Source organism: Gordonia sp. w5E2 (assembly GCF_036540975.1).
In the GTDB taxonomy this organism is placed as follows: domain Bacteria; phylum Actinomycetota; class Actinomycetes; order Mycobacteriales; family Mycobacteriaceae; genus Gordonia; species Gordonia jacobaea.
The window spans coordinates 2,597,292-2,623,609 of record NZ_CP144213.1 but is presented as its reverse complement, the minus strand read 5'-3'; the positions used below and the strand labels follow the sequence as shown (position 1 = coordinate 2,623,609).

At 63.0% G+C, this 26,318-nt stretch carries 27 protein-coding genes and 2 pseudogenes; 12 read left to right on the top strand and 17 right to left on the bottom strand.

What is annotated here, in order from left to right:
- Positions 1-82 precede the first annotated feature (82 nt).
- The gene (locus tag RND64_RS11800) at positions 83-1,615 is read right to left on the bottom strand and encodes an MFS transporter (protein WP_331436047.1); all 1,533 of its coding nucleotides are present in this window, start codon (positions 1,613-1,615) and stop codon (positions 83-85) included.
- 207 nt (positions 1,616-1,822) lie between these two features.
- On the opposite strand from RND64_RS11800, the gene RND64_RS11795 reads away from it, so the two are divergent.
- Complete coding sequence (locus RND64_RS11795; protein WP_083444507.1) at positions 1,823-3,037, top strand: DUF2235 domain-containing protein; 1,215 nt, start codon at positions 1,823-1,825, stop codon at positions 3,035-3,037.
- Here the strand turns inward: RND64_RS11795 and RND64_RS11790 are convergent.
- Positions 3,022-3,390 carry a VOC family protein gene (locus RND64_RS11790; RefSeq protein ID WP_049701061.1) on the bottom strand — a complete coding sequence of 123 codons (369 nt, stop codon included), beginning with the start codon at positions 3,388-3,390 and terminating at the stop codon, positions 3,022-3,024. The genes RND64_RS11795 and RND64_RS11790 overlap by 16 nt on opposite strands.
- A gap of 62 nt (positions 3,391-3,452) precedes the next feature.
- On the opposite strand from RND64_RS11790, the gene RND64_RS11785 reads away from it, so the two are divergent.
- A complete protein-coding gene (locus tag RND64_RS11785; RefSeq protein ID WP_049701062.1) occupies positions 3,453-3,908 on the top strand; it encodes a MarR family winged helix-turn-helix transcriptional regulator in 456 nt (151 codons plus the stop codon).
- Positions 3,909-3,946: 38 nt separating this feature from the next.
- Here the strand turns inward: RND64_RS11785 and RND64_RS11780 are convergent, their stop codons facing one another.
- From RND64_RS11780 to RND64_RS11765, 4 genes are all read right to left on the bottom strand, one after another.
- Positions 3,947-4,171, bottom strand: a complete 225-nt coding sequence (locus RND64_RS11780; RefSeq protein ID WP_235434493.1) for a hypothetical protein — start codon at positions 4,169-4,171, stop codon at positions 3,947-3,949.
- Positions 4,172-4,236: 65 nt separating this feature from the next.
- Entirely contained in the window at positions 4,237-4,863 is a 627-nt protein-coding gene (locus RND64_RS11775) for a maleylpyruvate isomerase family mycothiol-dependent enzyme (protein ID WP_083444508.1), read from the bottom strand.
- 220 nt (positions 4,864-5,083) lie between these two features.
- Positions 5,084-5,512 (bottom strand): type II toxin-antitoxin system VapC family toxin, encoded by a 429-nt coding sequence (locus RND64_RS11770; RefSeq protein WP_049701063.1) that lies wholly within the window; start codon positions 5,510-5,512, stop codon positions 5,084-5,086.
- Positions 5,505-5,771: a type II toxin-antitoxin system Phd/YefM family antitoxin gene (locus RND64_RS11765; protein ID WP_005206757.1), complete on the bottom strand. Its 267-nt coding sequence runs from the start codon at positions 5,769-5,771 to the stop codon at positions 5,505-5,507. The genes RND64_RS11770 and RND64_RS11765 overlap by 8 nt, the downstream gene beginning before the upstream one ends.
- Before the next feature lie 198 nt (positions 5,772-5,969).
- Here RND64_RS11765 and RND64_RS11760 point away from each other — a divergent pair, with 198 nt between their 5' ends.
- From RND64_RS11760 to RND64_RS11755, 3 genes are all read left to right on the top strand, one after another.
- Entirely contained in the window at positions 5,970-6,533 is a 564-nt protein-coding gene (locus RND64_RS11760) for a dihydrofolate reductase family protein (protein ID WP_049701046.1), read from the top strand.
- A 191-nt stretch (positions 6,534-6,724) separates the two neighbouring features.
- Positions 6,725-7,048, top strand: a complete 324-nt coding sequence (locus RND64_RS23140) for an antitoxin MazE-like protein (RefSeq protein ID WP_349680266.1) — start codon at positions 6,725-6,727, stop codon at positions 7,046-7,048.
- Positions 7,049-7,460: 412 nt separating this feature from the next.
- A complete protein-coding gene (locus RND64_RS11755; RefSeq protein ID WP_331436046.1) occupies positions 7,461-8,180 on the top strand; it encodes an alpha/beta fold hydrolase in 720 nt (239 codons plus the stop codon).
- 267 nt (positions 8,181-8,447) lie between these two features.
- On the opposite strand, the gene RND64_RS11750 is transcribed toward RND64_RS11755, so the two are convergent.
- Positions 8,448-9,458, bottom strand: a complete 1,011-nt coding sequence (locus tag RND64_RS11750; protein WP_049701043.1) for an alpha/beta fold hydrolase — start codon at positions 9,456-9,458, stop codon at positions 8,448-8,450.
- Positions 9,459-9,594: 136 nt separating this feature from the next.
- The gene (locus RND64_RS11745; protein WP_083444503.1) at positions 9,595-10,224 is read right to left on the bottom strand and encodes a TetR/AcrR family transcriptional regulator; all 630 of its coding nucleotides are present in this window, start codon (positions 10,222-10,224) and stop codon (positions 9,595-9,597) included.
- A gap of 61 nt (positions 10,225-10,285) precedes the next feature.
- Between RND64_RS11745 and RND64_RS11740 the strand changes: the two genes are divergently transcribed.
- Positions 10,286-11,164, top strand: a complete 879-nt coding sequence (locus RND64_RS11740; RefSeq protein WP_049701041.1) for an SDR family NAD(P)-dependent oxidoreductase — start codon at positions 10,286-10,288, stop codon at positions 11,162-11,164.
- A complete protein-coding gene (locus RND64_RS11735; RefSeq protein ID WP_049701040.1) occupies positions 11,161-12,549 on the top strand; it encodes a DUF2834 domain-containing protein in 1,389 nt (462 codons plus the stop codon). The genes RND64_RS11740 and RND64_RS11735 overlap by 4 nt, the downstream gene beginning before the upstream one ends.
- Before the next feature lie 218 nt (positions 12,550-12,767).
- On the opposite strand, the pseudogene RND64_RS11730 reads toward RND64_RS11735, so the two are convergent.
- The 3 genes and pseudogenes from RND64_RS11730 to RND64_RS23135 form a co-directional block, all read right to left on the bottom strand.
- Positions 12,768-13,190, bottom strand: a pseudogene (locus tag RND64_RS11730) (MmyB family transcriptional regulator); the annotation flags it as partial.
- 102 nt (positions 13,191-13,292) lie between these two features.
- On the bottom strand, positions 13,293-13,889 hold the full coding sequence (locus RND64_RS11725; protein ID WP_331436045.1) for a lipase family protein: 597 nt from the start codon (positions 13,887-13,889) through the stop codon (positions 13,293-13,295).
- A 55-nt stretch (positions 13,890-13,944) separates the two neighbouring features.
- Positions 13,945-14,487: pseudogene (locus RND64_RS23135) on the bottom strand (lipase family protein); the annotation flags it as partial.
- Between the two features lie 347 nt (positions 14,488-14,834).
- On the opposite strand from RND64_RS23135, the gene RND64_RS11720 reads away from it, so the two are divergent.
- On the top strand, positions 14,835-15,437 hold the full coding sequence (locus RND64_RS11720) for an ester cyclase (protein WP_200903303.1): 603 nt from the start codon (positions 14,835-14,837) through the stop codon (positions 15,435-15,437).
- Positions 15,438-15,461: 24 nt separating this feature from the next.
- On the opposite strand, the gene RND64_RS11715 is transcribed toward RND64_RS11720, so the two are convergent.
- From RND64_RS11715 to RND64_RS11705, 3 genes are all read right to left on the bottom strand, one after another.
- Positions 15,462-17,123 (bottom strand): class I adenylate-forming enzyme family protein, encoded by a 1,662-nt coding sequence (locus RND64_RS11715; RefSeq protein WP_331436044.1) that lies wholly within the window; start codon positions 17,121-17,123, stop codon positions 15,462-15,464.
- A 39-nt stretch (positions 17,124-17,162) separates the two neighbouring features.
- Positions 17,163-18,137, bottom strand: coding sequence for a cyclase family protein (locus RND64_RS11710; RefSeq protein ID WP_049701037.1), 975 nt, complete (start codon positions 18,135-18,137; stop codon positions 17,163-17,165).
- A gap of 263 nt (positions 18,138-18,400) precedes the next feature.
- Positions 18,401-19,240, bottom strand: coding sequence for a TetR family transcriptional regulator (locus tag RND64_RS11705; RefSeq protein ID WP_235434491.1), 840 nt, complete (start codon positions 19,238-19,240; stop codon positions 18,401-18,403).
- Between the two features lie 96 nt (positions 19,241-19,336).
- Here RND64_RS11705 and RND64_RS11700 point away from each other — a divergent pair, with 96 nt between their 5' ends.
- The 3 genes from RND64_RS11700 (at position 19,337) to RND64_RS11690 (ending at position 22,779) form a co-directional block, all read left to right on the top strand.
- A complete protein-coding gene (locus tag RND64_RS11700) occupies positions 19,337-20,977 on the top strand; it encodes a class I adenylate-forming enzyme family protein (protein ID WP_049701036.1) in 1,641 nt (546 codons plus the stop codon).
- A gap of 142 nt (positions 20,978-21,119) precedes the next feature.
- Positions 21,120-21,584, top strand: a complete 465-nt coding sequence (locus RND64_RS11695; protein ID WP_049701035.1) for a hypothetical protein — start codon at positions 21,120-21,122, stop codon at positions 21,582-21,584.
- 52 nt (positions 21,585-21,636) lie between these two features.
- A complete protein-coding gene (locus RND64_RS11690; protein ID WP_049701034.1) occupies positions 21,637-22,779 on the top strand; it encodes a metallophosphoesterase in 1,143 nt (380 codons plus the stop codon).
- Between the two features lie 54 nt (positions 22,780-22,833).
- On the opposite strand, the gene RND64_RS11685 is transcribed toward RND64_RS11690, so the two are convergent.
- Positions 22,834-23,496, bottom strand: coding sequence for a response regulator (locus tag RND64_RS11685; RefSeq protein WP_049701033.1), 663 nt, complete (start codon positions 23,494-23,496; stop codon positions 22,834-22,836).
- Complete coding sequence (locus RND64_RS11680) at positions 23,493-24,650, bottom strand: sensor histidine kinase (RefSeq protein ID WP_049701032.1); 1,158 nt, start codon at positions 24,648-24,650, stop codon at positions 23,493-23,495. Before RND64_RS11680 ends, RND64_RS11685 begins: the two co-directional genes overlap by 4 nt.
- A 92-nt stretch (positions 24,651-24,742) precedes the next feature.
- On the opposite strand from RND64_RS11680, the gene RND64_RS11675 reads away from it, so the two are divergent.
- Positions 24,743-25,627: a sterol desaturase family protein gene (locus RND64_RS11675; RefSeq protein WP_049701051.1), complete on the top strand. Its 885-nt coding sequence runs from the start codon at positions 24,743-24,745 to the stop codon at positions 25,625-25,627.
- Between the two features lie 102 nt (positions 25,628-25,729).
- Here RND64_RS11675 and RND64_RS11670 read toward each other — a convergent pair whose 3' ends face one another.
- Positions 25,730-26,284 carry a GntR family transcriptional regulator gene (locus RND64_RS11670; protein WP_083444501.1) on the bottom strand — a complete coding sequence of 185 codons (555 nt, stop codon included), beginning with the start codon at positions 26,282-26,284 and terminating at the stop codon, positions 25,730-25,732.
- Between the last annotated feature and the right edge of the window lie 34 nt (positions 26,285-26,318).

Genomic DNA, 26,318 nt, shown 5'->3' with positions numbered 1-26,318 from the left:
GTTGGCAACCACGTGTTAACGGCGGCGACGGGGGCCTGCTGGTGCAGGCCCCCGTCGTCCGACAGCGAAATCAGGTGAGACGTTACGCGACCACGGGTTCGAGGTCAGTTGCGTCGGACGTCGTGGCCGAGGTGCGCAATGCCTGGGCGATCAGGGCGCCCACCACGATGAACCCGATCATGACGATCAGTGAGGCGTGGTAGGCGCGCTCGAGCCCTGACGATTCTCCGACCGACGTATACACGGTCCCGACGACCGCGGCGCCGAACGACACCGCGAGTGCCTGGGCGGTGTTGAAGACGCCCGACGCCGCACCTGCGAGGCGCACCGGAACGTCGTTGAGTACCAGCAGCCCAGCCGAGCCGACGATCCCGCCGAAGCCAAGCCCCGCGACGGTCAGAGCTGCGGCAAACCACAATGCGGGATGCGCCGATTGTTCGGCGAAGGCCATCAGCAGCATGCCGACGATGAACACCGCACCTCCGACCTGCAGGACCCGCTTACCGAATCGTGCGACGAGCACCGTCGCGGCGAGACCAGCCGAGATCGGCACTGCGAGCGAGAACGGAATCCACATGAGGCCCGTGTGAAGTACCGACCAGCCGAGCGCTAGCTGGACGTGCAACGACTGGACCAGGAAGTATCCGCCGGTGGGGACCATCAGCGCCGTGAATGCCGCGAGCCCGACCGAAAATGAGCGAGTGGCGAACAAGGCCGGCGGGACCATGGGTTCGACGCCGCGTCGAGCCGAACGCACCTGTCGGACGCCAAACAACCCGAGCCCAGCGATACCAACGACCATCACGATGAATCCCCAAGCCGGCCAATCATTCTCAGGTCCGAGTGTGATCGGAAGCATGATCGCCGCCAGCGATCCGCCGAGGAGCAGTGCCGCACCAGCCGTGATGGGTGTCTTGATCGCCGAGCGCGACTCGGGAATGAAGGCGATCGCGGCCGCGATGGCGAGCACGGCCAGCGGCACATTGATCAGGAAGACCGGTCGCCACGACAAGCCGAACCAATCGCCGTCGGTGATCACGGCACCCAGGATGGGGCCGGTGACGGCCGCCAGACCGATCACGGACGTGAACATTCCCATCGCCTTCCCGCGCTCGGCCGGTGGATACAGCACCTGAATGTTGCTGAGCACCTGCGGCACCATCAGCGCTGCTGCCACTCCTTGGATGAGGCGGAAGACGACGAGTTCGGTGGGACCGGTCGCGAGTCCGCATGCCAGAGAAGCGAGTCCGAACGCGGCAAGACCGGCGACGAAGAGTTTCCGTCGGCCGAAGTTGTCGCCGAGCCGTGCGCCGAGGATCAGGCCAACGGCGTAGGTGAGTGGATAGCCCGCGACGATCCACTGCAGACTCACTGCGGACGCGCCGAGGTCGACCTGCATCGTGCGTAGCGCGACGTTGACGACGGTTGCGTCCATGAGCTCCATGAACGACGCCGCGAGCAAGCAGATCAGCGCGATTGTTCGTGCCTTGCCCGCAATACCTGGCGTGGAACCGGAAGGCGTTGCGTCAGGCGATGATTCAGGCGAACGTCGGGTGGTGACAAGGGAGAGGTCGACGACATTGTCGTCGGCGGACTCAAGCGGTGCTGTCGTCATCAGGTGCTCCTGGGTGGCGGGTTGATCTGACAACGGCGACGTTATGAGGGATAGCGGACACATCCGGTCCTCGATGAATCGGGTTCCGTCTTCTTTCTCATCGGCGTCGATCCGGCCCGACTACGCAGGCTTGATCGGCTGACCGGAACGCAAACGCGTACCGTGCTACCCGTGTGGGCGCATAGGTAGTGCCTTAGCGTCGACACCATGACCAAGAATCTCGTGGTGTGCTGCGACGGGACGTGGAAGAACTCCGACGATCGCTACGTCTCGAACGTCGAGAAGATCGCGCGTTCGATTGCACCCCGCGGCTTCGACGGCGAGACCCAGATCGTGCATTACGCGCGCGGCGTCGGGTCAACAGGCAGTTGGATAGAACGTATCGTTGCCGGCGCATTCGGCGTGGGCCTCGACGACGCGATCGTCGACTGCTATCGATTCCTCGCGCTGAACTACGAACCTGGCGACCGCATCTTTGTGTTCGGATTCAGCCGCGGCGCATACACGGCCAGGAGTCTGTGCGGCATGATTGCGCATGTCGGACTGCTCACCCCGATGGGGGTCGCGGAGGGACAGCTTCCCACAGCGATGGACCTCTACCGCAACAGACCGCGCGCGAAAAGCTCCACAGGGACTCCTCCCGCCGATCCCGCGCACGAGCGCGCGCTTGCGGCCATCGATAGGCACGCCCACCGGCGTGGCGAGGTACGCATCGAATTCCTCGGGGTGTTCGACACTGTTGGCGCCCTGGGTGTTCCGGGAATCGCGCGCGCGAAGTACAAGTTCCACGACGTGACGCTCTCGCCGATGGTGAAGACCGCCAGGCAAGCGCTGGCGATCGCCGAGCGTCGACGAGTCTTCGCGCCGTGCCTCTGGGGAGGTCGGCACTCCGACATCAGCCAGGTCTGGTTCGACGGCGTGCACAGCGACGTCGGGGGAGGGTACGAGAATTGCTACTACTCCGACAAATCGTTGCTGTGGATGGCATCTGAGGCAACGGCTCGCGACGAACGACGCTCCGGTGTGGCCATTGACTGGAAACGGTTGGGTACCACTCTATGTAGCGACGACGAGAGCGTGACCGAGCACAATTCCCTGTCATTCGCATACCGGATCAGCAACGTGTTCAGCGCGGTACAGGAGGCGATACGTCGCAAGGTCGCGCCGTACGTTCCGCTTTTCGTCGGCGGGTGGCGCAACTTCGCACCTACGGTCGCTGTACCGGGACTCGGCTACGCGCCCGCATGTGATGTGAGTGTTGAACGGTCTGCCATTAGACGCGCCGCGAATCCGAACTTGATGCCGTGGTTCGACGCACTGGGTGCGTCGCCGGCCGACCGCGAGCGATTCGTCGTTGCCGCAGTGACTTTCGCATCGGCGAGCAGACAGCACGAGGCGGGCGCGGTTCAGGCGCGATCGTGAAGGGTGATGTGATAGCCGTCGGGGTCGGCGAATGCGAATGTCCGTCCGAATGGGCCGTCGATGGGCTCTGACACGATCGTGTACCCGTCTGCGACGAGAGCATCGTGGATCTCCTGCACGCCGGTGGCGTGCAGCCAGATTGCTGCGCCGATGCCGGGTTGAGTGACGGTGTCGAGGTCGGTGCCGGGAATCAGATCTCGCAGGGCGAAGGCGATCGGCTTGGTGTCGAACACGACCGCGTGCGGTGGCCCGGCCGGGGAGCGGACCAAGCCAAGGTACTTCTCGTAGAACGCCTGGGAGGCTTCGAGGTTGCGTGTTTGTAGGGAGATGAAGTCGGGGCCGCTGACGGGCATGTTTTCCTCCGGAATCGAGTGTCAATAAACTGACATAGGAGAATGTATGTCAGTATGTTGACATGAGTCAAGACGGAAGCGGCGTCGAACCAGAGACCGTCGAACTAGAGACCTCCGTGGGGTATGCCCTCAAGGAGGTGGCTAGTGCGCTCCGCGCGGCGATGGAGGACGTTCTCCGGCCGCTCGGTATGAGCGTTACCCAATACTCGTGTCTTGAGTTGCTTGCGCAGCGCCCTGGCTTGTCGAACTCCGAACTGGCTCGCGGTACCTTCGTGACACGCCAAGCGATGAACGTCTTGCTGCAAGCGCTGGAACGAGATGGCTTCGTCAGCCGACCCGACGCCGCGCCCGTGGGCAGAGTGCTCCCTGCACGGCTCACGCCCCGTGGGCGTCGTAAGCTCGAGAAGGCTTCTGCGGCAGTGCGTTCGGTGGAGGAGCGGATGCTCTCAGGCCTCAGCGACGTCGAACAGGCGTCGCTGTTGCGGGCCCTCCAGCAGATGAGCCGGTCGCTTCGCTGACGCATCGATTGTGTTACTTCGCCGACGATTTCGCGGAACTACCGTACCAGCAGCCAAACGAAACGCATCAGGACAACTGCGAACCCGAGAATGGCGGTGGCGATGAGCCAGCGTCGAGCAAGATGATCGCGAGCGATGTTGTCGCGCTTCGGGTTTTCGCGAAGGTAGACGTAGGCGGCGGCGAGTGCGCAGGCGGATGCGGCCACGCCGAGTGTGATGCTGATGATCAGCATCACGGTGCTTGCTGCGTCGAGGTGTGGCATGTGGGGTCAACTGTAGTAGCCCTGAGATGTGTGAGCTGATCGACGTCGGTGTGCTGATCGACGCGCTAATCGCGCAGAAGACGCACGCCGTCACCGGACAACTCGTCGACGACACCACGTCGTCCGGTGATAGCGAGCATCAGCGTATCCGCCGTCCCGCGCACGGTCGGTCCGTCGCCGTGACTCCAGTCGATATCAGTGGCTTCCCATCGCACCGCAGCAGCGGAATGTGCGAACGCATCGCGCCCGCGGAGACCGGTGACGTAATCGAGAACGACGACGCGACGATCGTCGGGCGAACTGCGTGCAATTTTCAAGGGGCGACAGATATCGAGCGCATGCACGACGACGTCGGTCAGGGGAGCAGCGGGACCCCGGCCAGGCGGCGTGAAACGCTTGTCGGCGCGGGCACGGAGGAGTGAGACCAGCTCAGTGCCGTGCTGGCGTACCACCATGTCGGTCATCATTTTGTTGGCCTCGTCGAAATTGCCGCGGGCGCGAAGCATGAGAACACCGAATCGCCAGATCGGAATCACCAGTGGTGCCACGAGATGTGCTGCGACATCGCGGACGGTCCACTCGCCACATAGCGTCGCGTGATCCCACTGAGCCGGTGTCAGTGTTTCCAATGTGTTTGCGAGCGAGCGTCGTTCATCGGCAATGGCCTCGAAGGTCTCGTCGTCTGACATCATCGCGGTACCTCCGGACTCACGACTGGCTGTGGGGGTGTCCCAGCGCCGTGGAGGGAGGGTACCGCCGGAAGCGGGGTGTGAGCAGGGCAGTCAGGACGAAAGGAGCCGTCGATCGATCTGATGATGCACGAGGTGGGTTACCGGTAACCCTGCATATTCGGTTGTTGCATCTTGTCTGGACCCTGTCGATGAGAGACTCGAGCTGAGGTCAGCTCTCAGCTCAGGGGCGACTCACGGGTATGACGCGAACAATGCCGTCCAAGCCTTCGAAGTCGTTGGGGTTGGTGGTGTAGAGGGGAAGCCCGGCTGCGGTCGAAACAGATGCGATCATGAGGTCCGCCAGTCGTCTCCGCGGCGTTCTTCCGCGAGCGTGGACCGCGGCGCTGACGCGGCCGAATGCGCGAGCAGCATCAGTGCCGAACGGTAAGGGGTCGAACTCGTTCTCGACGCGCTGGAGAACATCCGCGCGGCGTGCGCGTTCGTCGGAGGCCTGTGGGTCGTCGCCAGTTACCAGGTGTACGCCTGCGGAGAGCTCAGCCAGGGTGATCGCACTAATTGCCATCTCGTCCGGCAGTTCCGCAGGCTCGATTGCGTGGCGAAGAATCAAGATGTTGGTGTCGAGTAGCCCCCGCCGTACTTCGTCAGGCATACGGGTCGCTCAACGTTTCGTCATATACGCGGTCCTGATCAGACCGGAACTTCTCCACATCAATCAATGGAGCCGACACCGAGCCGCGGGCGAACTCTGTGCGGGAAACAAAGCTGCGTCGTCGACGTAGGGGGACGAGTTCTCCTATCCCACGGCCGTCGCGGGTCACCGTAAAGGAATCACCGGACTCCACCGCGTCCATGATCTCTTTGGAACGCATGCGGAGGTCGCGTTGGCTTACCTCGCGCGGCACACTCATGTGCTACACGATAGCACGGAATGGCACGAAGTAGAGGCCGTAGCGAACGTCGTCGAGGGCGGGATGCTCGGTGGCGGCTCGTGGAACTCGAACGGTAGCTTGGCGATGAGTTTCGGCAGTGGTTGTGGTCAACAATCACGCAAAGCCGTTCCACCCCGGAGCGGCGGTTAGCCGTTTCATCACCAGTCCAGGAGAGTCATGCGCACACTTATCGTCTCGGCCTTCGTTTCACTCGATGGAGTCATGGAGGCCCCTGGTGGGGAGCCCGGGTACCGCAACTCGGGTTGGACGTTCAAGGATGTCGCTTTCGATCCGGCGGCGTATGAACTCAAGGGCCGCGAGCAGCACGAAACAGCTGCCTTGCTGTTAGGGCGCCGATCGTATGAGGCGTTCGCGCCGGTCTGGCCCACAATGGACGAATTCGCGGGGTACAACTCGATGCCCCGCTACGTGGTGTCAACGACTCTCGACGGTGACGACAAGCGGTGGCCGGCGACGGTGCTGCGCTCAATCGACGAGGTGCGCCGACTCAAGGAGGGTGACGGTGGCCCGATTGCGGTCCACGGCAGCGCCACGTTGGGTGCCGCGCTGGCCGACGCCGGTCTAGTCGACCGATACCACCTACTGGTGTTTCCGCTCCTTCTCGGCGCCGGAAAACAGCTGTTCAGCCGGACCGATAAAGACGCAACCAAGCTCGTCCTAGTCGAACATGAGGTCTACAACAACGGAATTCAAAAACAAGTTCTCGACGTCCAACGTTAACGCCTGCGATGTCGGGGTGGACCGACGATCCGGCGCTGCTCTCGAACCGCGCGTTTCGGTGCTACTGGTAATCCTGCGTATTCGATCGCTGCATATTCGCACCCAGGTGCACAGCCTGGCCGCGCGGCAGCGTTGTATTCAATAGCGAGGCGCGGCAGCGAGGGACAGGGTTCGGCGAGTACCGACACCGGATGCGTGAGGGCGATTTGGGACCGTTGCAAGTCTGGGTTTCTGACGTGCGTACGCAAGCGTTCGCCTCGCAAGCCCACGCCCAGTCAGGTTCTCGACGCTCAGTCCGACGCCGACGGGGACGAGCAGGATTTCGTCGAAACTGTTGCGGCATTCTGGGACGAGGAAGAAGTCCAGATCGATGTGAAGCACTCCTTGAGACAGACGGTTCGGAAGCTTGGGTCTTCCAGGAGGTGCGGCCGTCATGGCTCGATCCTCTCGATAGACTTTCCAACCACAACGTATCGCCGTTTCACTCATCCGACAGGGCGCGGGCGGTGGTCTAGCTGTGATTCATCTGCTGCAATATGCAGCGGTTTACTTTACATAATGTTTCTTATCGGCACTATACCGAGAAGCGCGTGCTGGCCTCGGGCGCGTCGTCGTCGTTGATGATTACCGAGATTGGCGAATTGTCATCCATTTGGCGAGCCGTCGGTCTGTTCCGTCGTAGTTTCGACAACACTCCATCGCTTGAGTCGTCGGGTTGCGCAGAGGCTATCGTTCGGTGCGGCGACGCGTGCTCATTGTGACCGGCTGTGCTGCTCAAGGAAGATCCAGCCTCTATCGCCACCAAGATGGCCTGCTCGGGCATGACGCGGACGGATTCGCCGTCTGCCCCATTTCGTCACTGTGACGTAATCGGGTTCCAGTGCCACACCCGTCAGCTATTTCGAACACGGCCAAGGCCACCCTTTCGTGGTCCTGCACGGAGGCGCAGGTTCAAACTCGGTCCGCGAATTCGTCAAACTGCTGGCCACCACCCGCCACGCTCGCGTAATTGCTCCAATCCATCCCGGGTTCGACGGCACCCCTCGGCCTTCCGCGTTGACGACCATCAAAGATCTCGCCGCGGTCCACCTTGCGCTGATTGAGAAACTGGACCTCCACGACGTGACCGTGGTGGGCAATTCTGTAGGCGGGTGGACCGCAGCGGAAATGGCCCTCGCCCTCAACTCTCGTATAAGCAGTGTCGTACTCGTCAATGCTGTGGGCCTCATCATCGAAGACGACCCCACCAAAGACTTCTTCAGCCTCACCATGGACGAGGTGACCGACATCAGCTACTACAACCCCGACCATTACCGACTCGACACGTCTGCACTGCCGGCGGCCGTGCAGCAAAATATGGTTTCGAACAAGGCCACCCTGCGTGCCCTCTCAGGAGTGCAGATGGGCGACCGCACGCTACTCGGGCGGCTCGCAAAGATCACCGCACCGGTGCTGGTGGTATGGGGTGCGGCAGATGCAATGGTGCCGATCAGCCACGGGCGGAGGTACGCCACGGCCATCCCCGGTGCCCGTCTCGACGTCATTGCCAACGCAGGTCACCTACCCCAGGTCGAGACCCCGGACCGCCTGGTGCACGACGTATGGGAGTTCGCAGACGCTCATGCCACCATGCGTCCGCAGCGCTGACCCCCGATCACGACCGCAGCGTGGCAGAATCAGCCACTGTCACACACTCTCCTACTCGCGCGGAGGCGGGCGACGACCTGTGGCGGGTGGCCGGTACCGCGTAGCTCTGGCCGGCGGATGGGCTCCCCCGACGTCGACGGTGTCACTTGAGCATGTCGCACGGGCGCGCCCGCGTTGGCCTGCCTCGTTTGCGGCTACCGCTGCAACCCTGTGCCAAGATCCGGGGTCAACGCTAACTTCATCGTATTGAGAAGCGAAGTGGCGCGATTAGCGGTGATTACTTAGCCATGCGCGAATGGCGCTGATGTGCTCGTCTGGCCGCTCGAGCGGGAGCCAGTGTCCGGCGTTGATGTCGACGATGGTGAGGTCTGAGCAGGCCTCTCGCATCGGGTCTCCTTGATGGTTGCCCGTGATGGTGCAGATGAGGTCCCACTCGCCGTTGACGAAGAGAACCGGTTGACACAAGCGCCCGTCGTGGGGGGCTCGCCGGGCAAAGTCGGTGTTGGCGTCGTCGTTGGTGTACCACGCACACGACGGAGCGAAGCCGTGCGACTCAAACCCGGCTACCAGGAGGTTGAAGTCGCTCGCTGGCCACAGGGCTGGGTCAGGCTCCGCAGCAGGAGGCCGGTGTGACGGGCCGAAACGGCCTCCGTTGCGTGTCACAGAGGCACTCGGGGATACCGTCCCAACCGCGGCCGGGTCCCCCGGTCTGTAGATGGAGGCCAACGCGGCGGCGGTGTCGGCGTCGAGGTCGGCGACAGCTTCGTCGAAATGTGTTGTGTAGTAATGGAAGTAGTCCCACTGTCCGTAGGGGTACTCGTCTGCCGGGTAAATATCGCGGTCCACGACCGCGACGAGATTTGCCAGGCTGTTGGCTCGAGGGAAGTAGGCCCACGACGTCAAGACCGCGGCCCGGCACCGCTGTGGGTGGTGCGCTGCAAGCGCTCCGACGACCGCGCTTCCCCAGTCGTGTCCCACCCAAATTGCTGCGGTACCGCCGAGATGGTCGTGGAGTTCTGCAAGGTCGTTCACCGCGTTCTCGACGGTGTACGAGCTGGCACCCGACGGGGCTGACGATTGGCCGTAACCGCGCAGGTCTGGAGCGATGCAGCGCCATCCGTCTGCGGCGAACGCCGCCATGTGGGCTCGCCACATCGCCGAGATTCCCGGCCAGCCGTGCACGAAGAACATCAATGGCCCGTCGACCGGACCGCACGTCACAAAGTACGTCGAGTGACGCTCCGTGTTGACGATGCCCGACCGGAATTCCATGTCCATGTTGTGAGACTCCTTGTGTCTAGAACCTGGAGCGCAACGGGTGGCGCTGGAACACACTCGGTGGCGATGACGCTACGACGAAGCGTCGCAATTGCCGAAGGAACCCGGTTGCGCAGTCCGACAACCGCGGTCGTGATCACGAGGTCGACTTATCTGACTGGTGCGGCGGCACAGTGTACGGAGCCGGGTGAGGACGCCAGTGCACAGGTGAACGTTGGGCTGCCATTGCAGGCCACAGCAGTTCTAGTGCGCAATCGATGACATCGTCAACGCGTTCGGCCGGCAGACGACCTGACACAGCCAATGCGCCGATACCCTCCACCATCGCGGTCACTGCATAGACCAATGGCCCGGGAGGACCGGACGCGCTGTCGCCGAGGAGTCCTCGGCCTTGGGTGAAAAACTCGTCGGCGGCAGCCGATGCTCGTGGTCCGCGAGCGCTAGTCGAGAACATGAGCTCCATCAGCGCGGCGTTGGTTGTCGCGAAGCGGACGTGCTCGGCTATGTAGTGCCGTAGACCGTGGTCGATGTCGTCGGTGACGTCGGCTGCGCGCAGTATCGCCGTCAGTTCGGCGAAGCCCTCGGCGGCCACTTCATCAAGGAGCGCATCGCGGTCGGGGAAATGCCTCCCCGGCGCACCGTGACTAACCCCCACCCGCTTGGCCAAACCCCGCATCGTCACGGCGTCAACGCCGTCGACGGCTATCACCTCTCGCGCCTCGGCAAGCAGCGCAGAACGTAGAGACCCATGGTGGTACGGCGTCATTAGGCCACCCTACATGTATGTAGGCATTGCCTACAATGTAGGCGAGCGCTACATTGTGGCTATGAACCCCTCCTCGAGATATGCCGCCCTGACCGGACAGACCGTGCTGATCACCGGCGCGAGTAGTGGAATAGGCCGGGCCACCGCGGTCGCCGCCGCCGATGCCGGGGCGAGAGTCCTGCTCGCGGTGCGCGACCGTAATCGCGGGGCCGCGGTCGCGCAGACGTTGCGTGGCGGCCTCAGCGAGCATGCGGTGGTCGAGGTGGACTTGGCCGACCTCGACTCGATCTGCCGCGGTGCGGCCTCTGTCACCGAGCCTGTCGACATCCTCGTCAATAACGCGGGTGTGTCGTCGCCGACTCTGCAACACACCGCCGATGGGTTCGAGATGCAGTTCGGCACCAACCACCTGGGTCACTTTGCCTGGACGGCTTTGCTGCTTCCGCGGGTGCGATCGCGCATCGTGACCGTGGCGTCGCAAGCCGAGCGTGCCAGCCGACTGGATCTCGATGACGTCAACTGGGCCAGGCGCGCCTACAACCCGGCCCGCGCCTATGCCGATTCGAAGATGGCGAATCTTCTGTTCACCTTTGAACTCGCACGCCGGCTGGCCACGGCGAACTCGCCGGTGACCGCGTTCGCCGCGCATCCGGGCCTGGTGACCACCGCGATTTACGACCGCGACCCCGGCACACGACCAGGTGTGTGGGACAGGCTGGTCCCGGTGCTGGGGCAGTCGCCCCAGGCGGGTGCCTTGCCGGTCATGCTCGCCGCTACCGGTGAGCTGCCAGCGGGATCGTTCACCGGTCCTCGGCACCTTTTCCACATGCGTGGCGGCGCACAAGTGATTCGCGCATCGAAGCGCGCCAGAGCCGCCGGTGTTGCGCAACGCCTCTGGGATCTGTCGGAAGACATGACCTCGATCGAGATCGTGGTATGAGCGCGCAGATTGCGCCGACGAGCTGGCGGCAGACGGCGCACGTGTCCACCGGCGACATCAAGGGCTGGTACCGGCCGCTGCTGTGGCTGTCCGCTGCAATGGCGGTGTGGGCAATCGTCAGCGCCATCGGTATTGTCGTCGATCCTCGCACCCTCAGCGGAGACCCCATCTGGGCCAAACCGTTTAAGTTCAGCGTCTCGCTGTGCGTGTATGCCATCACCTTGGCCTGGATGCTCGGCCAAGTCCAGGGCCCGCGCCTTGCCCGGACGGGCCGCGTCGCTGCGCTGACCGGGGCCACCGCATCTCTCATCGAAATCGCCATTATCTCGATTCAGGTGATCCGCGGGACGAGCAGCCACTTCAATGTGTCGACACCCCTGAACTCAGCGCTCTACATTGTGATGGGAGTAGGCGCGATCTTGCTGTTCACCACCACCGCCATCATCGGTGGTGCGCTTGCGTTCTTCACCACCATGGCCGACCGCAGTATCCAGTGGGCGTTACGTCTCAGTGTCGTCATCGCTCTCGCTGGAATCTCCGTCGGATTCATCATGCTCATCCCCACCACACATCAACTCACCGAGCTACCGCCCACCACAGCCGGATCCCACTCCGTCGGAGGCGACGACTCATCCGGTGGAATCTTTCTGCTGGGCTGGAACTCTCGCCACGGCGACCTGCGCATCGCCCACTTCGTCGGAATGCACGCACTGCAAATCATTCCGCTTGTCGCTGTCTATCTCGCCGTCACACGGGGACATCGACTCAGTGTCGGAACCCGCACCCGCATCGTCGTATTCCTCTCCGCCGCATGGGCTGCCGTGACCGCTGGAGTGCTCTGGCAAGCACTGCGAGGCCAAGCCCTCCTCGAGCCCGACTCGATCACCTGGACAGCAATAGCCGTTCTGGGTCTCGCCGCGATTACCGCAGCTGCCGGCATCGTCCGCTACGCCCACACACACCCTCCCGCACCGACGTCATCGGCACCACGACACGAGGCAACCATGACTGACAACACAGCTCCCGCTACACAGCCCACTGATCCCTCCCGGCACAAACTGAATCAACGAGCTGCTGCCGCCGTCTACTTCGCCCTCGCTATCGCCGGGCTCATCGGGACCTGGTACTTCAACATTCAATGGACCAGCGCTGAAGGCGGTTTCAGTCTGGGCAACTACCTCACCGGATGGTTCGCCAACAGCGCCTCATCCTCCGCGGGAACAGACCTACTCGTCATCACCGCCGCAGCGTGCCTTTACTTCTGGCGCCACCGACGCAGCCTCGGAGCGCACCCCTGGCCACTGCTGCTCATCCCCCTCTCATTTTTGGTTGCCGTGTCATTCACATTCCCGTTGTTCCTCGGACTCCGCGAATTGCGCAGATAACCCCGTCATCGGGTGTGACGCCGCGGGGTCAGCGGCGGCTCGGACCACCGGCTCGCTTTGGGCGATGTACAGGTGTAAGGGGTATTGCCAGAACCCCACAGTCGTGTATCGACAACAAACCATGCGCATACGTGCAAATCACCTGCGTCACCTCTCGCGACTCTGAAACGAGCGATGCTCGACGTCCCCAACGCCGCCGCCACAGAATGACGCGACAATCAGCTCGGTAGAGTGCGGAGTGCGCCCGATTCGGTGGCGGTGGCCGCCCACCTGGCGAGGACTTTCAATCCATCGGACGCGGGCGTCCCGGCGGCGGCCTCGGTGTAGACCAGCAGGGTCAGGTTGGGGTGCGCGGGGAATTCCATTGCCTCGTAGTCGAGTTCGAGTACATCCACCACCGGATGTCGGAGAATCTTGCGTCCGGTCCGATGGAAGCGCACGTTGTGCGCGGCCCATCGTTGCCGGAATTCCTCGCTCTGCGTGGAGAGTTCACCGATCAATGCGATGAGGTTCTTGTCGTGCGGGCTACGGCCGGCCTCGATGCGGAGCATGGCTGCGATGTCGTCAGCGGCCAGCATGTCGTGACGTGCGTTGCGGACCCGCGCCGGGGCGTCGGAGATGGCGTCGAGCACCTGCCGGATCCCCCGGGTGCTGATCCAGCCCGCCGAACGCCAGACCCAGCTGCTCCAGTGCGTCAACTAGGACGAAGAGGCTATCTGCTTGTGCGGCACGTGCTCTCGCGTTCAGCAGGTGCTCGGGGCTGGCTTGTCGGCGAATCGGTCGGCGATCCAATCGACGGCACCGGGATAGCCGGTTGCCAACATAGAGACGTGATCGCCGGGTTGGGTTACTGATTGCACCACAACACCTTTGGCACAGTATCGAGCAGCGAGCTTGTCGACATCAGCCGGGATCACGAGCTCGTCGGCACTGGCGTTGTAGAAATAGCCGGGAGCCTTGGGTGTACCGAAAGCGCCGGGCTTGTTCTCGGCGAGTGCGGTCCGGACCGCGGGCACAGTGAGCGGGTCGATACCGCCGACGGTGTATGACTGCACACGCTTGAACGCATAGGCGGCGGTGTACTCGAATACGCACATACCGGAGAGCGTGCGTCGTAGCTCTTTGCCCTTTTCAGTGAGGATCGAGTCCATCTTCATCGATGGATAGGCGCGGTCAAGGCCGAATAGGCCGGCGAATACGACCCCAGAGAAGAGGCCTCCGTTGGCGTTGCGACTGATTCTCTCCATGTCGACACCGAGTCCCCCAGCCGCGGCGCCGACGATGTTGAGCTCGGGCGCGTAGGCCGGGGCGAGTTCGTAGGCGATTTCGGTGCCGCGCACCGCCGGAGTAACCGGTCAGCGCCACCGGTGTTTTCCGAGCCTCGAGTTTGGCCGGGGCGAAGTTCTCGGCTGCGCGGATTCCGTCCAACGTGCTCTGACCCTCGACGTGCCCGACGCCCCACTGGTGGTCGGGGCCGAGGAAGTCCGGCACCACAACAGTCCACCCTTGGTTGAGTAGGCCTGCGATTTGCGGGACTTCGAGACTGGTGCCGCTCCGCAGCTGATACGACGGATCGCACCTTGACGACAGGCTGTCGATCGCAGGTTGGTAGGACACCAGTTTTGGTGATCCGCTCGCGGTCAGTGGCTTGAGAAGCGTCGCGATAGCGGCTTGGCGGACACCCGAGGTGTCGGTGCTGACGTACTGAATCTGGTACGCGGTGAAAGGTAGTGGGACTCCGGCCAAGCCGACCTCGATCGGTCGACTCTTGAGGATCTGCCCAGGTGTGTGCCCGGCGAACGACGTCGGCTGGCGGTAGAAGGGATCATTCCTGGGGTCCGGTGCAGGACTCGCGCCCGCGGTGCCCGCGGTTAGCAGAAGAATCGCGGGCAGAATGCCGGCGATCAGCGCGCCGGTCAAGAATTGACGCCACTTCATTGTGTCCCCTGCGTTGTAGTCGGATATCGCGGATAGGGGCCGACCTCTAATATGGCCATTGTCACACTTTGCACGCGCAAAAGCGACTGTTAGTGCAGGTCATTAGGGGTGCGGAACAGCATCGGCTCCAAAATCAAACGAGCCCCCAGGGGGCACGACGACGCGCGGTGCCCGACAACCAGGAAGGTCCAGCGTTCGCCGAGTACCGCGCGGTCGGAGGCGTGAAGTGCAGACCGCGGCGGGTAACTGCGTGCCAGAAGTAGCTGCGTCTCGACGGTATCGTTGTAGGTACTGGTTTCTAAACCATACTGTCGTTCCGGTAACAGCGGATTACGAAGGGACACAGCGTGTTTTCGAGAACCAGAGTGTTGATCGCGACCGGTTTCGCGATCGTGACTCTCGGCGGTGGCGTGGGCGCCGACGCTCATGCCACCGACGGAAAAGAGACCGGTCAGCCAGCAGCAGTCGCTCAACACGAGACAGCGCGAGGCGACGGTCTGATTCAGCCGCAGCATGTGACGATCGACGCTGGCCTATCGCCGCAGCGGGCGCGCCTGGTGCTGTTGCGGGTGCGCGAGTTGTACACCTTTTGGGACACCGGTGATGTCACGTACCTCCATCGCGCCGACAGTCCTTCGTTTATTGATCACACGCTCCCGCAGGGGCGCCAGCAGGGGCTGCGAGGGATCGAACAAGCATCACGGCAGTTCCGGGCCGCGGTGCCCGATTTGCACTGCAGCGTTGCCGATGTCCTGGTCAGCGGTGACCGGGTATCGGTCAGGCAGGTCTACACCGGTCACTTCACAGGCACTTACGACGGAGTGCGTGGGCACGGCCAGCCAGTCCGATTCAACGCTTTCGACATTCAGCAGGTCGGACGATCGCAAATCGTCGCCGACTGGCACCTCGAGGACAACCTGACGTTCCTCACCCAGATAGGTGCTCGGTAAAGGACGCCGGAGTCGGGCACGGACTCACTGTGCGACCGTTCGCAATTCACGACGCAGCAGCTTGCCGGTGGCAGTCTTGGGGATGTCACCCATGACCACGACCTCACGCGGATACTTGTATGCCGCCATGCGTGTCTTGCAGTGATCGATCAGTTCCTCCGGCGTCGCCTTGGTTCCCGGACGCAGACTCACGAAGGCTTTCACGGTCTCGCCACGGTAAGAGTCCGGTACGCCGACGACGGCCGCCTCGCGAACCGAAGGATGTTCGTAGAGAACGTCTTCGACCTCGCGTGGCCACACCTTGAAGCCGCTGGTATTGATCTGATCCTTCTTGCGGTCGACGATGTAGAACCAGCCATCGGCATCCATGTAGCCGACGTCGCCGGTGTGGAGTACGCCGTTGGGGATGCCCTTCGCGGTCGCCTCCGGTTTGTTCCAGTAGCCGGCGACTACTTGCGGACCGGCCGTGACCAACTCGCCGATCTCGCCCGCAGGCAGGTCGTTGCCCTGCTCGTCGACTATTCGGACGACGGTGTCGTAGACGGGAATGCCCACCGACGTGGCACCCGTCTCTTCATCTGCCGGGGCAGTCACGCCGAACGGCACCGCATGCGACGGCGAGGTTGTCTCGGTCAGGCCGTACACATTGTGAATGTAGTGCCCGAACCGCTCCTGGAACTCAGCGATTGTGCTGGGCGGGATAGGTGCCCCGCCGGAATAGATCTTCGACAGGCTGGCGAGCGCCACCGGGTCGACGTCCGGCACGTTCATCAAGGCAATGAACACCGTTATCGATCCGACGGTGAAGGTCGCCTTCTCGCGGGCGATGATCGCGATGGTGTCCGCCGGATCCATCCGATACATCAGGACCAGCGGCGCTCCCGTCAACTCGGCCAGTGCGATGTGCGCGATGAGGCCGGTGATGTGGAACAGCGGTGCCACACCGAGGATTACGTCATCGGCATCAATGCCGACCCAGTCGCGGTAGGTCTGCGCATTGAAGACCACGTTGCGATGAGTCGTCATCGCGCCCTTGGGTGGTCCGGTGGTCCCTGACGTATAGGTCAGGAACGCGACGCTGTCGGCCGACAGATCCGCCTTCGGCGGATGTTGGCCGCGGTATTTCGCGAGCATCGTTGCAAGGTCGACAGTGTCGGGACAGTCGATCTGCTCGACGCCGGCGAGGGTTCCGGTGTTCGCGGACTGGTACTCCAGCTCCGAGGTTGTGATTACAGTCCGAACCGCAGTCTCGTTGTCGCGCAGGGCTTCCTGTGCGACGTCGCGGAACAGGGACTGCATCGCGACCAGTAGCGTCGCGCCGGAATCGACCAGTATCTCGGCTAATTCACGGCTGCGGTACATCGGATTGGCGGACACGGCGATGCCGCCGGCCTTCCAGATTCCCAGCTGCGCGATGACGAACTGCGGAATGTTCTGGGCGTAGATCACCGGACGGTCGCCCGGGGTGAAGCCCAGATCCAGGATCCCGACGGCGAACGCGTCGGTCAACTCGTCGAGCTCACCGGCCGTGATAGACCCGTCGAAGTAACGGATCAGGTCGGCGTCCGGGGTGCGTGCGGCCGTGGCAGCGAACATGTCGAGCGCAGTGTCGAATTCGATGTTCCGCGGCGCGAGATCCTGTTTCCGGTAGTGGCTGCGCCACACCTTGTCGTCGTAGACACTCATGTCTGACGTTCCTCTTTCGGCGAATGGCTCACGGATGAGTCAGCGGATGACGACGGGGTTCACGGGCGCGCCAGTGCCGCTGACGACCTTGAGCGGAGCCGCGACGTAGAGGAAGCTCCAGCGGTTGTCGGCCGCGCATGCCTCCGCGAGTTCCTCGAGCCAGACGATCTCGGTGAACACCACACCTAGGTTGCGCATCAGCGCGTTATGAAGCGGCAGTGCCACACCGGATTCCGGGTCGGTCGTGACCTCGTTGGCGATGGTGTCGGTGACCAGGTTCGGAATCTCCCTGTCCTGGAACCACTGCACGAGTTCCCGAGAGTAGGTCAGGCCGGGCTCGCAGAACCCGTCGTAGAACTCCTCCGGGTTGTTTAGCTCGTACCAGTAGGTGAGCCATCCGGTGCGGATGACCAGGATGTCGTGCGGTTCGATGGTGACACCCTGTGCGGCAGCGGCCGCTTCGAGGTCGGTGTGGTCGAAGGTCTCCCCTTTGTCCAGGTACTTCTTACCGCGATGGCGGGCCATGTCGATGAGCACACCGCGGCCGACGACACCCTTCTCGGCGATCGGCAGGACTGACGCCTTATCGAGCGCGTCGACGGTGCTGCGCGCGTCGTAGCCGTTGTAGAGCTTGCCGTCATACCAGACGTGACCGAGAGCGTCGTACTGCGTTGAGCCCTGCAGGAAGATGTTCGCGGTGTCGTCGGCGTAGTGCAGTCCACCGGGGAACTGCGGTGCGTCTTCGCCGTCCCAGGACGACTCGTCGAGGATATTGGTCCTGTTGATGCCTTCGCGCCCCGGCCACAGCGGGTCACCGGGGCTCTCCTTGCGGCCCATCTCGATCTGCAGGGTGAAGGTCTCGCCGGACTTGATGTGGCCGACGCCGCGGAGCACCTCGGCCGCGTCCAGGTAGTTCAGAGCGCCGACCTCGTCGTCGGATCCCCACTTACCCCAGTTCGACGGTGTGTCGGCCCCCAGCAGACTACCCATGGACGGCGCAGCGATCTCGGTCATTGGATCTCCTTTGATTCGTACCCGAGCGGAACTGAAACGGTTCCGGAAACATCCTGAAGTTGCAGACTGAACATTGCGAGCGATCGCTCGGAAAGTTCATTGTGACGAGCATCGCATTCGACTGCGCCGGGCGTCAAGGAGTGAAAACAGTTATGGCTCAGTATTTGTCAGCGGCTGGCGTGAATGTCCAGCACAGGAGTCGAGTTCAGAAATACTGAACAGTCTCGCTTCGAGATATCTGACCGAGCGACGGGGCGTACCGCCTAGTGGTCGGTGCGCAGCCCCACCATGCCAAGCGCGAGATTCGCGTACTCACGAGCGATTCCTTGTCCCTGCGCTGCGTCTGCATCGTCGGTCCACGTCGGGACGGCCATGCACATCGTGACGATGGCCTTGATCGCGACCGATAGGTCCTCTGACCGGAACGACCCGCCCTCGGAAGCGCGTCGGGCCACCTCTCGCAGGCGTCCCTCGATCTGCGCCATCGACGACTGCAGGTGTGTGCGGTTGGGTTCCTCGAGGCGTCGTAGCTCGGTTGCCAGCACGATCGCCAGCGCACGTCGCTCGACGTGGAACAGCGTGAGCGCTTCCACCATGTTTGCGAAGGCCGTTACCGCCTCGACGCCCTCTCCGGCTGCGTCGAGGCGTTGTGCCAGTTCGGAATAGGCAATGTTGACCAGCGCAACGAGCAGGTGCTGTTTACTCGGATAGTGGTGATAAATCCCGGCGACGCTGATGTCGGCGCCGGAGGCGATGAGTCGCATCGTTGCGCCGTGATAGCCGAGTTCCTCGAATACGTCGATCGCTGACTCCAGCACCGGGTCGAGGGTCAGTGGCGTGAACACCCGCCAGTCCGCGGGGTCGTCTTCGGCTGCTGTTCTCGCCGTTTCGGGAGGCTCGAGGAAACGTGCGATGGGCACGTCGACGAACTGCGCGATCTCTTGCAGGCGGCCGACGGTGAGCCCAACCTTGCCGTTTTCGATCGCGCTCATGGTTCCCACGCTCACCCCGATGCCAGTTGCGAGACCGCGCAACGTCACGCCCGCTTGCTTACGCAACTCGCGCACGACTGCGCCGCTGTCGGTCATCGGTTGTTCGGCCACACTGAACAGCTTATGGGGAGGCGCGCATTTTCGTAGACTCATGCTCGTGATTTGCAACCTGTCGCATCGCGCGCGTTACGCAGAACGCTTGTCGGCATGAGTGTCTATGAGAGCCGTCCCTGGCTGGCTCACTACCCGACCGGGCTGTCCGGCCATCTCGATGTCGAATACGGGTCTCCGCTGGACATGTTCGACGAAGCTCTCGCGTCGGCCCCCGACTCCCCCGCGATTCACTATTTCGGTACGACGCTCAGCTGGGCTGATGTCGATGCCGCATCCGACGCCGTCGCCCACGTACTGCAGGAACACGACTTCGCGGTCGGCGACCGACTGGGGATCGCCGTCCAGAACGGACCGGCCATCGTGTTCGGTCTCCTTGCGGCCTGGAAGGTTGGTGGCGTCGCCGCGCTGATCAGCCCGATGTATAAGCGTTCCGAATTCCGTAAAGCGTTGGACGATTTCACGCCGACCGCTCTCCTCGTGCTCGACGAGGTGCACGCTGAGGTGGCCGATACCGTCGCCGACACCGGGTCCATTCGACTCGTCGTCACCGCATCTCCGCTCGACTTCGCCGGCAACGATGACCTGCAGCGCGTGTTCGAGGTGTCGCGGGTCCCGGCCAACGGGACTGTCGAACTCCTCGAATTGATCGGTAGGCGGTCTCCTGAGATGGTCCGACACGTGCCGGCACCGGACGACGTCGCAGTGCTGGCTCCGACCTCGGGAACCACCGGCCCGCCCAAAGGCGCCATGTTGACGCACCGCAATCTCACTTTCAGTGCGCAGGCCTACCGAGATTGGACCGGGCTGAAAAGCGGCGAGCCGATTCTGTGCATGTCGCCGATCTTCCACGTGACCGGCTTGGTCGGCTCGGTCATGCTGGCATTGTCGATGCGGTCGCCGCTCGTCCTCACACATCGATTCGACGCCGGTCTGGTGGTCGACGCGGTCCGCACATGGCGCCCGGCCTTTTCAGTCGCCGCGATCACCGCGTACATCGCCCTCGCCGACCACCCCGACGTCTCGCCCGAGGCGTTCACGTCACTCCGACTCCGCTACTCGGGCGGCGCGCCGGTCATGCCTGAGGTCGCCGAGCGCATCGAGGAACGCTTGGGAGGGATGATCCATAACGTGTACGGACAGACCGAGTCCACCTCGCCGACGCACATGGTCCCGCCCGGCGTTCTCGCGCCGGTCGACCCCGAAACGGGGGCCCTTTCAGTTGGTCTGCCAATCTTCGACACAACCACGCGAGTGGTGGACGACAACGGAGAACCGCTGCCGCCAGGGAGAATTGGTGAGATCGTCACGGCAGGGCCGCAAATCGCTGCGGGTTACTGGAACCGGAACGACGAGGACTCCGTTCTGAAGAACGGCGAGATGCGTACAGGTGACGTAGGTTTCATGGATGCCGACGGCTGGTTTTTTGTCATCGATCGCAGCCACAACCTGATCAATGCGTCGGGGTACAAGATCTGGCCATTCGAGATCGAGCAGGTGCTGCAGTCACATCCGGCCGTGCTCGAGACGGCGGTGGTCGGGATTCCGGACGAGTACCGCGGAGAATCGCCGCGGGCATACGTCGCCCTACTGCCCGACGCGACGACGACAGTGACCGAACTTATCGAGTTTTGCCGCGAACGAATGGCCGCCTACAAGTATCCCCGGGAGATCGAGATCGTCGGCTCCCTGCCGCGAACGGCCACCGGCAAGGTGCTGCGCCGCCGACTGCGGTAGTCGGTTGTCAACTCTCGAGTGCGCTCCCCCGGCCCATCCGGCTGCGAGCGTCGGTGCGTCGGCCAGGTACCCTCGGGACTTCGACAGACAGGAGACCCTCTCCGTGACGGGAAACCATAAATATCCTGCGGAGTGGTCGCCGATGGCTCGGGAGATCGCCACGGCAACCGACCGAGGTATCAGAGCGGCGCGCAGCCAGGTCTCGCAGGATTTCGACGACGCTGTCGCGCAACTCGAGAAGAACGGTGACGCAGCCCGCCTAATGCACTCGCACATGGTTCGTGAGCTGCTCGAGACGTCCTACCAGGACGGGTTGAGCGGCGACGACGTGTCCGATGTTCTCACCCGCGCCGTCGCCTCTGCGTCGCGTTGGGATGCGCCGGTCGATCCTGACGCCGTCGCAGCGGTACTCCTTGGCGCACTGGGCGTCGGCGAACAGTCCGGCGTCAATGGTGCTGTTGCGCAATCGATTCCGCTCGTCAAGATCATCAGTGCTGCCATTCTGGTGACCGCCGACTTGGTGGCAGATGCAGAGGTTGATCATGAGCCGTACATAACGCGCGCCGTCGGCGAGATTCGCCGCGATCAGACCATCGAGATCCCTTGACTCAGAACGATTCTCGCAGCAGCGCGCAACCTGCGGCAGGAAAGCGGGCCTGATGCTGGTGCTCGTTATCGCTGCACTGGCCCTGGGCTTGGTCCACTTCCTGCTGCACCGGCGGTTCGTCAGGGCTACCGCGGTGAGTCGAGGATGGGGTCGTTGCATCGACACCGTTCTGGTACTCGGGTGGGTGCTGGCGGTGGTCGCGGCAGGCGTTGGCAGCATCTTTCCCACGTGGCTGCGACCCGTCGGCTTCCTCGGACTGACCTGGCTCGCGACGGTGTTCTACCTTCTGCTGGGTCTGGCGATCATCGGTGTGGCGCTGCTGGGCATACGGGTTGTCGGTCGGCTGCGCCACCAATCGACGAACCGGACACGACTCCTCACCACCCGGGTCGCCAGCGGCTGCTTGGCGATCGTTGCCGCCGTTACCGTCGTCTACGGCGTCACCGAAGCAGCATCCCCGAGCGTGACGCGCGAGAGCCTCACGCTGGAGCGTCTGCCCGAGGAGTTCGACGGTATGCGCGTCGCTGTGGTGAGCGATCTGCACCTAGGCCCTGCTCGAGGCGAGTCGTTCACACGCAAGGTCGTCAACATGGTCAACGAGCAGAAGCCAGATTTGATCGTGGTCCTCGGAGACCTCGACGACGGAACCGTCGCGCGTGTCGGCACTGATCTGCAACCGATGGCAGACCTGTCCGCGCCAATGGGTGTCTACGGCGTGGCCGGCAATCACGAGGAGATCTCGGACGACACCGGCGCTTGGATGGCGCACTGGAAGACTCTCGGAATCAACCCAATCAACAACGAACGCACCGAGATTCGACGCGGCGCGGCGTCCATCGACATTGCCGGCGTTTACGACTACTCCACCGGCGCGCCGTACGCGCCTGACCTCTCCGCTGCCCTGCGCGGACGCGACGACCAGCGGTTTGTGCTGCTCCTTGCGCACCAACCGAATCAAGCCGTTGAAGCGTCCGAGGCCGGCGTCGACCTCCAGCTCTCCGGACACACACATGGCGGCCAAATGTGGCCGCTGCGGTACATAGTCGATCTCGCCACCACCACCAACGTCACCGGCGTCGATCATCTCGGACCGACCACGGTGTTCACGACATACGGGTCTGGCGCGTGGGGACCTCCGGTCCGCGTCGGTGCGCCGCCGGAGATCGCGATACTCGAACTCAACGCGCCGACATAGCATCCGCCCCGAATGCGTGCCGTCGAGAATCGCGGTTTGCCACGATCCTTGGCGTCAGGTACTCGTTACCCCGGACAGTCGGTGTCGGTGCACGTACACCACGGCCTGAATGCGGTCGCGCACACCCAGTTTGGCCAGAATGTGGGATACGTGAGTCTTGACCGTCTGCTCCCCCACATACAATTCCGCAGCAATCTCAGCGTTGCTGTGTGCCTCGGCCATCAGGAGCAGAACCTCGAATTCGCGTGCCGTCAGCGTCGCCACCTCCGGTGGTACCGGCACCTCGGTCAGAGTGTCGGCAACGCGGGCCGCCAAACGGCGCGTCATGGCGGGATCGATGACCGAATCGCCGCGAGCCACAATGCGTATCGCCCCGACGATTTCTTCCGGCGGCGACGACTTGAGCAGAAAGCCTGAGGCCCCGGCACGCAGCGCGGTGGCGAGCACCTTCTCACTGTCGTAGGTCGTGAGCATCAGGATCTTGGCGTCGGTGGCGGCGATGATCGGCTCGATGGCGGCGACACCGTCGAGCCTGGGCATTCGCACATCGAGTACCACTACGGCTGGTTGGACCCGCTGAGCCGCCTCGATCGCGGCGCGGCCGTCGTCTGCTTCGGCAACGCACGAGGTGTCAGGGCCGGCGTCGATGACGGCCTTGAGTCCCGCGCGAAACACGGCGTGGTCGTCGGCGACGAGAACGGTGATGGGTTCGGTCATCGTGTACTCACAGGGATCTCGACAAGGGTGCGCCACCGCCCGGATTCGTCGGCGCCGCATTCGACGCGGCCATCGAACAACTCGGCACGACGCCGCATACCGTCGAGTCCGCGGTGCAGCGAGTCGCCTGTGTAGACCTCGGCAGCAATGGGATTCGACTCGTCGATGACGATTCGGGATCGATCTCGGCGAACCTTGAGGCAAGCCGATCCGTCGCCGTGACGCAATGCGTTGGTCAGCAGTTCCTGGACGATTCGATACACGATGACGTCGAGCGATTTCGGCAAGGTGACCAGCCCGCGCGGTAGGTTTATATCCACGGAGAGTCCGGCCCGACCGACAGATTCGACCAGCTCGGGGATGTTGGCGAGGCCGGGTTGCACCTCGCCGGCGTCGTCACGGCCGTGCAGGATGTCGAGTTGCAGACGAAGGTCCTTCATGGCCGCCTGGCTGGATGTCTCGACCGCCCGCAGTGATCGCTCCGACGCCTCGATGTTCGATCCGAGGGTCATTCGAGCCGCGCCTGCATGGATGCCTATCGCACTGACGTGGTGGGAGATGACATCGTGCAGATCACGGGCGATGGCCTCGCGCTCGTCGGCGAGTGCCTTGGCCAGCGCTGCGTGGTCACTCTTCCGCTGCATCTCCAGTTTGGTGACGTAGGCGCCGCCGGCGGCGGTATACCGGCCAACGAGCCACGGGATCAACGCATTTGAGACCGCGATGGCAGGAACCATCCACCACACGTCGGCTGAGCCGTTGAGATATGCCGCCGTCGCGACTCCCGCCATCAGCACTGGCAACACGGTCGCCGAAGCCCGGGCGGGCAGCCACGCGCCGGCGCGATAGCCGGCGACCAGCACGCCGACGTTGCCGATCCCGGCCGCGAGTTCGTAGTGACTCAGGAGTAGGCACGCGAGGATACGTGTGATCACCTGAATGTAGGCAACCGCGGCTGTGGTGCTGGGGCGCAAGGCCAGACAGAGGTCGGCGGCGACCAGCGTGATCGTCATCGTGAGCGCAGCCGTCGGGGCGGCAGAGAAGATCCCGGAGGAAATGAAGAGCATGGCGTCGATCACGGCGGCGAACAGTGCCACCAGGAGTGACTGGCGTTCGAGCGACTTTCGAACGGCGACGAGTCCTGGCTCCGGCATGTGTGAAGGCTAGTCGACTCCCCCGTGAGAGGGAGGGAAAATCAGTTCTTCGCGGGATGTTTGCGCAGGTCACCGTCAATAGTGTTCTGCACATGAACGCAACAAGTACCTTGCTCCTCGCAGCTGTACCTGCATTTATCTTGCTCTCTATCGTCGAATACGTTGACCACAGACGAGACCGCGACGCCACCCACACGTTCTCCAAACGATCTGTGCGCGACTACGTCGGAAACTGGGCCACGTACCTGATCAACACGGCCGCCAAGGCGCTCACTCAGTACATCCTGCCGTTCTCGACGATCGTCGTGGCCTCAGCGCTGACGCCGCTGCACTTGTCGGCCAAGCACTGGTGGGTGTGGGTGGCATGCCTGGTCGTCACCGACTTCTGCTACTACTGGGCGCACCGCGGCGACCACCGCATCAGACTCCTCTGGGCCGCCCACAGCGTGCACCACTCCAGCAACTACTTCAATCTGTCGACGAACCTGCGGTTGCCCTGGTTTCACCCCGTGTCCTATACGCTGCGCAGCCTCGCCTGGCTCCCCGCGGCCCTACTGGGATTCCCGGTGTGGATGATTCTCCTACTCAACACCGCCGGTCTCCTCTTCCAGATCCCGTTCCATACCCAACGTATCGACAAGCTTTGCGCGCCTTGGGAGTTCATTTTCAACAGCCCGTCCCACCACCGCGTTCACCATGGATCGAACCAGCCCTACATCGACAAGAACTATGGCGGTGTGTTCATCATCTGGGATCGCATTTTCGGTTCGTATGCCGAGGAGACCGAGCCGGTGCGGTACGGACTGCTCCACGACGTCGAGACCCAGAATCCCATCAAGTACAACTACGTCGAGACAGTGAACATGCTTCGCGACACAGCGCGCGCTCACACGTGGCGCGGCCGCCTCGGCTACCTCTTCGGACCTCCCGGATACGCCGAGAAGAACAAGTCCGACGACGAGCTCATCGCAGTCTGAAGTTCACGACGCCACGCCGCCTCCCCCACACGGGGAGGCGGCTATCGTGGCGGGCGGGAAAAGGCGGCGGACCTCAGGGGCATAAGTGCCGCCGGAGTCCGGCTAGCGCTCTTCAAGACTGTGGGTGCGGATGTATTCGATAAGGAAATCGGTAGTGCGCTGAATGTGGCGCTCCAATGCGTCAGCGGCAGAAGATGTCTTGCGAGCCACTGTGAGATCGGCGAGCTCGCGGTGCTCGCAGGCGACGTCGCGATTGGGGCCATCGCCGAGATAGCGCGACCAGTATTGGTACAGCTCGGAGCGGTCTCGCAGCGAGGATGCGAAACCCTCGAGGTGACTGTTGCCGCTCCCGGCGAGCGGTGCGACGTGAAATGCCCGGTGAACATTCGCGAAGTCATCGTTGATTGTGTTGTCGTCGTTGTACATCGGAGTGGCCGCCAGCCTGTGATGAGCTGCGACGACCGAACCCTCCCACGACAGGTCGCCGACGGCGATGGACTCGCGCAGTGTCGAGGACTCAATGACGATCCGAGCGCGAGTGAGTTCGACCAAGTCATCGACAGACAGCGGCAGCGTGCTGAAACCACGTTTGGGGGTTGGCCTGCAGCAGGCCCTGCTCGGCGAGTGCCCCAGAAATCTGGGGCTATCCGGCTTCACTGCGCCGTCATAGCGTCACCACCATCGTTGATCA